This is a genomic window from Rhodoplanes roseus (genome assembly GCF_003258865.1).
In the GTDB taxonomy this organism is placed as follows: domain Bacteria; phylum Pseudomonadota; class Alphaproteobacteria; order Rhizobiales; family Xanthobacteraceae; genus Rhodoplanes; species Rhodoplanes roseus.
The window spans coordinates 1-264 of sequence record NZ_NPEX01000867.1 but is presented as its reverse complement, the minus strand read 5'-3'; the positions used below and the strand labels follow the sequence as shown (position 1 = coordinate 264).

1 protein-coding gene is annotated in these 264 nt (G+C 67.8%); it reads right to left on the bottom strand.

All coding sequences use genetic code 11. The features are described from left to right. Positions 1–264, bottom strand: a 264-nt coding sequence (locus tag CH341_RS32780) for a dihydroxy-acid dehydratase domain-containing protein (protein ID WP_210208739.1), incomplete at both ends; no start/stop codon positions are given.

Below are 264 nucleotides of genomic sequence, written 5' to 3'. Positions count from 1 at the left end.
GCGAGCGAATTCATCGTCGTCGCCGTGCCCATCGTGTTGCAATAGCCGGTCGAAGGCGCCGAGGAGGCGACGAGCTTGACGAAGCCCGGATAATCGATCTCGCCGGCGGCCAGAAGCTCGCGCGCCTTCCACACGATCGTGCCGGAGCCGGTGCGCTCGCCGCGGAACCAGCCGTTCAGCATCGGCCCGACGGACAGCGCGATCGCCGGAAGATTGACCGTCGCCGCCGCCATCAGACACGCCGGCGTGGTCTTGTCGCAACCG